This is a genomic window from Brevundimonas sp., from assembly GCF_036676055.1.
Taxonomy (GTDB): domain Bacteria; phylum Pseudomonadota; class Alphaproteobacteria; order Caulobacterales; family Caulobacteraceae; genus Brevundimonas.
In genome coordinates this window covers 1-6360 of sequence record NZ_JAKFDS010000088.1, presented here as the reverse complement: position 1 = coordinate 6360, position 6360 = coordinate 1, and the positions used below count along the sequence as shown (strand labels likewise).

Below are 6360 nucleotides of genomic sequence, written 5' to 3'. Positions count from 1 at the left end.
CGGGCCGGTGTTGTCCGAGGCGTAGATGCCGATCTGGCCGAAATCCAGGGTCTCGGTGTTGTTGTTGCCCGAATAGTAGGCGCAGTCGGTCGAGACCGTGCCGGTCATCGTGAAGCTGGCGCCATCCGAACCCGCGGCCGTGCCGTTGTTGTTCGCGGCGTTGCCATAGGCGTGCCACGACGAAACGGGCGAGTTGCCCCAGTTGGCGTTGGCGCGGTTCGCGGCAGCGGCCAGGTCGGCGAAGAAGCCGCCGCCCTGAATGTTCACATCCGTTCCGAAGATGTGGGCCTGACCCTTGTTGATGTCCTGGGCCGAAGCGGCCCCGGCGGTGAGAGCGACGGCGGCGACGCCGGCGAGAAGCGAAACGATTTTCATGATTGCCTCCAAGGCATGGGATGAAGATTTTCGACCAGGACGGGAAAGGTCCGACCTCAGGTTGAGCTTTAACAAAACGTAAATATCCGAGTCAACAAAAAAATCGGTGATATGTCAGGTTTCGTATGTATTCGCGCGACTGGGGAAAGTCATAAATGTCGCGTAATACAATTCATTTCTCCGCCCGTACTGGCGGCGGCTGCATTGATATGAATCAATTCTTGTTGTCGCTCAGCGAGCGCTCGGTCCGCTTTAAAGATGCGGCGTCAGCGTAACCGTAAACGTCTCCGAATACTCGCCCGCCAGCAGACCCGCTCCGGCAGGGGGAAGCGTCCTGAATTCGAGCCGGCCGCCGCCGGCCGCGATCGCATCGCCGCTGCTGAGCGTGCGCCGCGTCTTCAGTTCCGCGCTGTTGAAACTGCCATGAAGCACCGCCGGCTGCGGCGACAGCGTCGGGACCCGGACATCGACCGTGTAGCCGAGCTGGCCTGCGAACGGCCCCTGCCCCATCGGCAGGGCGGCGTGGGTGAGACCGCCTCCGGCAGACTGCAGGCCGATATCGAAGGGCACGTTGCAATCGAGGGAGAGTTGGGCGACCGCCGTCTCCCGGCCGGTCAGTTCGCCAAAACTGATCGAACCGCCCCCGGCCAGTTCGCACCGGTCGCTGATGCGGCCGGTGACGACGGCGTCCAGCTTGGAAAAGGTGGCCTCAATGGCCCTGGACTGAGCCGCAGCAGGCGACGAGATCGCGAGCACGGCGGCCAGACAGACCAGTCCCCCCAGGGAATAATGTTTCGAAAACCCGGACATCGGCCGTTCCAATCAACTACCCGCCTGAGCGGAACCGCCGGGACGGCGGCCTCCTTCCGGCCCGGCCCTTGCAGGGGCGCAGCCGGTCTCCAGCGCGGGGAACGCGACCCGACGCTGCCTCTGACTTGTTTTTGGAAACGGCCTGTGGACCGCGTCCCCCAAAGTCGAAAACTTAACGTTTCCTTAACTTTCAACTTAATCTCGAGGGGGAGAACCGGCGTCCCCTGATTTGGGTATCCCCGTTATATTCAACCCGCGCACGAGCTTCCGTGGTTAAAATGCCGCGCCATGGGCGATTCTTAACCATCAGCTTGTTGATTTATAAGGCGAATGTTTTCTGTCGCCTTGATCCCCTACGGCCGACACAGAGCGCGTGAGGCGGATCACCTGACTGGAAATAGCGGTCGCCGTCGCCCGGGCAGATCCCAGCTTTGCTTTCAATCGATGAGGAGGGTTCAGCGGGGGTGTCCAAGTTGATCAGCGTTCAGAGCGAGACGCCCTCTTGCCGATTACCTTGACCGTAACCTGCCGCATTGATTCCAATGCTTCAAAACGCCACATATGCAACCACAGGTGACATCCGGGCGCCACGGGCGGATCCGCGACCCCCGGGTGGTTGAAATGCCCCGAAGCCCACGCTAGGACCCCAGCCCTCCGGCCTGTGCGGGCGTGGTGGAACTGGTAGACGCGCCGGACTCAAAATCCGGTTCCGAAAGGAGTGTCGGTTCGAGCCCGACCGCCCGCACCATCCCGGATCGCCGGCGTCGCGCGATCAGCGGTTCACCCGCTCCCCGTCTTCCTTGACGAAGCCCTCCGGCGTCCGCTCCAGCAGATCGAACACCGCCTCCGACGGCCGGCACAGGGCCGCGCCCTTCGGCGTGGTCACGATCGGGCGGTTGACCAGGATCGGGTGCTCGACCATGGCCGCCAGAATGGCCTCGTCGCTGACGCCATCCTCCAGCAGACCCAGCTCAGCCGCCGGCGAGCCCTTTTCCCGCAGCGCCTCTCGCGGCGTGATCCCGGCCCGGCCGAACAGGTCGCGCAGCTGCTCGGCGCCCCAGCCCGCCTTCAGATATTCGACCACCTCGGGCCGGTATCCGGCCGCCTCGACCATGGCCACCACATTGCGCGAGGTGCCGCAGGCGGGGTTGTGGAACACGGTGACGGGGAAGTCGGTCATGGGTTGGTCCTCTGGTCGGACCGCTCACTTCACGTTTCGCCCTCGCTATTTCAAGCCCCGCCGGTTGCGCCCCGCGACCTGTGGCCGCATCTGGCCGCGGATGACCTCCTCCACGCCCGCCTCGCCCGCGTTCAAGGGCCCCGGCTTCCCCGAGTTCGTCGCCCTGATCGCCATGATGATGGCGCTCAACGCTCTCGCCATCGACTCCATGCTGCCGGCCCTGCCGGCCATCGGCGACGCCCTCGGGGTGGTCGAGGAAAACGCCCGCCAGTGGGTCATCACCGCCTATCTGCTCGGCTTCGGCGTGGCCCAGATCGTCTACGGCCCGCTGGCCGACCGCTACGGCCGCAAGCCGGTGCTGATGGTCGGCCTGTCGCTCTATGTCCTGTTCAGCGTCCTGGCCGCCTTCGCCCCCACCTTCGACCTGCTGATCGCCGCCCGCGTCGGCACGGGCCTGGGCGCGGCCGCCCTGCGCGTGCTGGCCGTTTCCATCGTGCGCGACCGCTACAGCGGCCGGACCATGGCCCGGGTCATGTCGCTCAGCTTCCTCGTCTTCCTCGGCGTGCCGATCCTCGCCCCGACCCTTGGCCAGCTGGTCCTGACCGTCGCCCCGTGGCCATGGGTCTTCGGCGTCCTCGCCCTCGCCGGCGGCGCCTTCATGCTGTGGGCCGCGATCCGCCTGCCGGAGACGCTGCACCCCGAAGACCGCATGCCGATCCAGGTGGCGCGGATCACCGCCGCCTTCCGCGAGGCCGTCACCAACCGGCAGTCGATCGGCTACACCCTGGCCATGACCGCCATCACCGGCGCCCTGTTCGGCTTCATCAACTCCAGCCAGCAGATCTTCTTCGACGTGTTCGAGGCGCCGGGCCTGTTCACCACCGTGTTCGCTCTCGTCGCCGGCGGCATCGCCGTGGCCTCCCTGCTCAACGCCCGGCTGGTCGAGAAGCTCGGCTCCCGCCTGATCTCGCACAGCGCCCTGCTCGGCTTCATCGCCATGGCCGCGATCCACTCGGCGGTGGCCCTGAGCGGGCACGAGACCATCTGGTCCTTCGCGGTCCTGCAGGGGCTGACCATGTTCTGCTTCGGCCTGATCGCCGGCAATTTCGGCTCCATGGCGATGGAGCCGATGGGCCATATCGCCGGCACCGCCTCCTCGGCCCAGGGCTTCATCTCCACCACGGTCGGCTCGACCCTCGGCTTCCTGATCGGTCAGCAGTTCGACGGCTCGGTCGCGCCGATGGCCCTCGGCATGACGACCATGGGCCTCGCCGCCCTGATCTTCGTCCTGATCGCCGAGCGCGGCCGCCTGTTCAAGGCCCGCCACCCCGCGCCGACGCCGGTCAAGGTTTGAGACGAAGCCGGAGGCCGGGGGCTTGATCTTTCCGGCCCGTCGGGGCGTTGTCCCGCGGACAATCGCACAAGGACGCCCCGATGATCCGCAAGTTCGGCCTCGTATCCGCCCTCGCCCTTGCCGCCGCGCTCGGAGGCTGCGCCGCCATGAACACCCCGGGCTCCGACAGTCCCGCCGTGATCGCCACGGCCCCGGTCGACTACGTCCGCGACATCCACTCATACGCCCGGCCCGAGATCGCCCGCGTCAACCACGTCTCCCTCGATCTCGCCGCCGACTTCCAGGCGCAGACCCTGTCCGGAACGGCCGCGCTGGACATCACCGGCGAGCCCGGCGCCAACGAGATCGTCCTCGACGTCCGCAATCTCGACATCCAGGACGTCCGTGACGTGGCCGGCGCCCCGCTGCGCTTCGAGACCGGCGCCAACGACGCCATTCTCGGCCAGCCCCTGACCGTCCACTTCGCCGCCCTCGCCCCCGGCGAGCGCCGCCGCATCGTCATCCGCTACGCCACCCGGCCCGACGCCGCCGCCCTGCAGTGGCTGACCCCGGCCCAGACCGCCGGCGGCCAGAAGCCCTATATGTTCAGCCAGGGCCAGGCGATCCTGACCCGCACTTGGGTCCCGACCCAGGACAGCCCGGGCATCCGCCAGACCTGGGACGCCCGCATCACCGCCCCCTCCGACCTCAAGCCGGTGATGAGCGCCGAGGCCGTCGGCGGCGGTGAACCGGCCGGACCGGGCCGCACCGCCTGGCGCTTCCGCATGACCAATCCGGTGCCGCCCTATCTGATCGCCATCGGCGTCGGCGACGTCGCTTTCCAGGCCATCGACGAGCGCACCGGGGTCTGGACCGAGCCGTCGATGCTGCACGCCGCCCATGACGAACTGGTCCCGACCGCCGAGATGGTCGACGCCGCCGAGCGGCTGTACGGCCCCTATCGCTGGGGCCGCTACGATCTGCTGGTCCTGCCGCCCTCCTTCCCGTTCGGCGGCATGGAGAACCCCCGCCTGACCTTCGCCACCCCGACCATCATCGCCGGCGACCGCTCGCTGGTCTCGCTGGTGGCGCACGAGCTGGCCCACAGCTGGTCCGGCAATCTGGTGACCAACGCCACCTGGGCCGACTTCTGGCTCAACGAGGGCTTCACCGTCTATTTCGAGAACCGCATCATGGAGGCCCTCTACGGCCCCGAACGCGCCCTGATGCTGCAGTCGCTCGGCTGGGGCGACCTGCAGTCGACCCTCGCCGACCTGCCGTCCGCCGACACCCGGCTCAAGCTGGACCTCGCCGGCCGCGACCCGGACGAGGGTCTGACCGACGTCGCCTATGAAAAGGGCGCCGCCTTCCTGCGCACCATCGAGCGCGTCGTCGGGCGGGAGCGCTTCGACGCCTGGCTGAAGGGCTATTTCGAGCGCAACGCCTTCCGTCCCATGACCACCGAACGCTTCCTCGAGGACATCCGCACCCACCTCGTCACCACGAAGGCGCTCGAGGATCAGCTGATGATGGACGCCTGGATCTACCAGCCCGGCATGCCGTCGAACTGGCAGCCCCCGGTCTCGACCGCCTTCGTTCCCGTCGACGCCGCCGCCCGCGCCTTCTTCGCCGACAAGGGCCCGGCCTCGGCCATCCCGTGGGCGGGCTGGTCGACCCAGGAGCGCCAGCGCTTCCTCGCCTGGCGCCCGGACAGCCAGCGCGAGGGCGCCGACTGGCTGACAGAGGCCCAGCTCGCCGACCTCGAGGCGACCCTGAACCTGCGCGAGGAAGGCAATGCCGAGGTGCTGTATTCGTGGCTCCAGATCGCGGTCCAGCACCGCTATCAGCCCGCAGTCCCGACGCTGGAGAAATTCCTGACCACCATGGGCCGGCGCAAATTCGTCCTGCCCCTGTTCCAGAGCCTGTGGGCCGAAGGCGACTGGGGCCGCCCCATCGCCACCCGGATCTACGCCCAGGCCCGCCCGGGCTATCACCCCGTCACCACCAATTCGGTGGATGCCGTGGTGGGACGGCCCTGATCTCTGTCTCCTCCCCGTCGCGAAGCGATGGGGAGGTGGATCGCCGGCGAAGCCGGCGAGACGGAGGGGCTCGTTCCGCCGCACGGTCGAGAATCCGCCGCCAGCCCCTCCACCGCTTCGCGGTCCCCCTCCCCATCGCTGCGCGACAGGGAAGAAACGGCCGTTTGCTGCGCTGCAAGTTCATGCGCCGCCGTCCTTTCGTTTTCCGTCAACCTCCTGTTTCCGCCCAACATCTCTCCCGGGTCAGCGTCCTGAACACGCCGTAGGAAGACCCCGGTCTAGACTCCTGCCCATCCCGTCGACGGGGAGGGCGTCGGATCCACGTTCTCGATGACGGCGGGCTGTGGTCGAGCGATGAAGCCCGGGCGATGGAGAGTCCGGGGGTCCTCGCGGAGGTCGATGGATGGCCTCTGCTTGCTCGCCGCGCGCCTTGAGGTGCGGTCAGATGGCCTCGCGATGGCGGGGGTAAGGCCGTCCCGGTCCGGTCGTCGCAAGGCGGCCGGGGCGATCCGTCAAAGGCCCGGACGCAGGGCCGCCAGTCGGAGGGCGTGTGGAAAACGGCCGCGCGGGGCAGCCTGTCTCGTCGAAACGGTAATCACATTCACAACCGGGCGAGGCCCGGC

The 6360-nt window shown here is 67.5% G+C and carries 5 protein-coding genes and 1 tRNA gene; 3 read left to right on the top strand and 3 right to left on the bottom strand.

Annotation, left to right across the window (positions count from 1 at the left end; genetic code table 11):
• Both V6M45_RS14210 and V6M45_RS14205 read right to left on the bottom strand, forming a co-directional pair.
• A partial coding sequence (locus tag V6M45_RS14210) for a hypothetical protein (protein WP_332657195.1) occupies positions 1-375 on the bottom strand: 375 nt, incomplete at its 3' end.
• A gap of 252 nt (positions 376-627) precedes the next feature.
• A complete protein-coding gene (locus V6M45_RS14205; RefSeq protein ID WP_332657194.1) occupies positions 628-1185 on the bottom strand; it encodes a hypothetical protein in 558 nt (185 codons plus the stop codon).
• A gap of 663 nt (positions 1186-1848) precedes the next feature.
• On the opposite strand from V6M45_RS14205, the gene V6M45_RS14200 reads away from it, so the two are divergent.
• Positions 1849-1933, top strand: a tRNA-Leu gene (locus V6M45_RS14200).
• 24 nt (positions 1934-1957) lie between these two features.
• On the opposite strand, the gene arsC is transcribed toward V6M45_RS14200, so the two are convergent.
• Positions 1958-2365 carry an arsenate reductase (glutaredoxin) gene (arsC, locus tag V6M45_RS14195; protein ID WP_332657193.1) on the bottom strand — a complete coding sequence of 136 codons (408 nt, stop codon included), beginning with the start codon at positions 2363-2365 and terminating at the stop codon, positions 1958-1960.
• Between the two features lie 100 nt (positions 2366-2465).
• On the opposite strand from arsC, the gene V6M45_RS14190 reads away from it, so the two are divergent.
• Complete coding sequence (locus tag V6M45_RS14190) at positions 2466-3719, top strand: multidrug effflux MFS transporter (RefSeq protein ID WP_332657192.1); 1254 nt, start codon at positions 2466-2468, stop codon at positions 3717-3719.
• An 80-nt stretch (positions 3720-3799) separates the two neighbouring features.
• Entirely contained in the window at positions 3800-5737 is a 1938-nt protein-coding gene (locus V6M45_RS14185; protein ID WP_332657191.1) for a M1 family metallopeptidase, read from the top strand.
• Positions 5738-6360 lie beyond the last annotated feature (623 nt).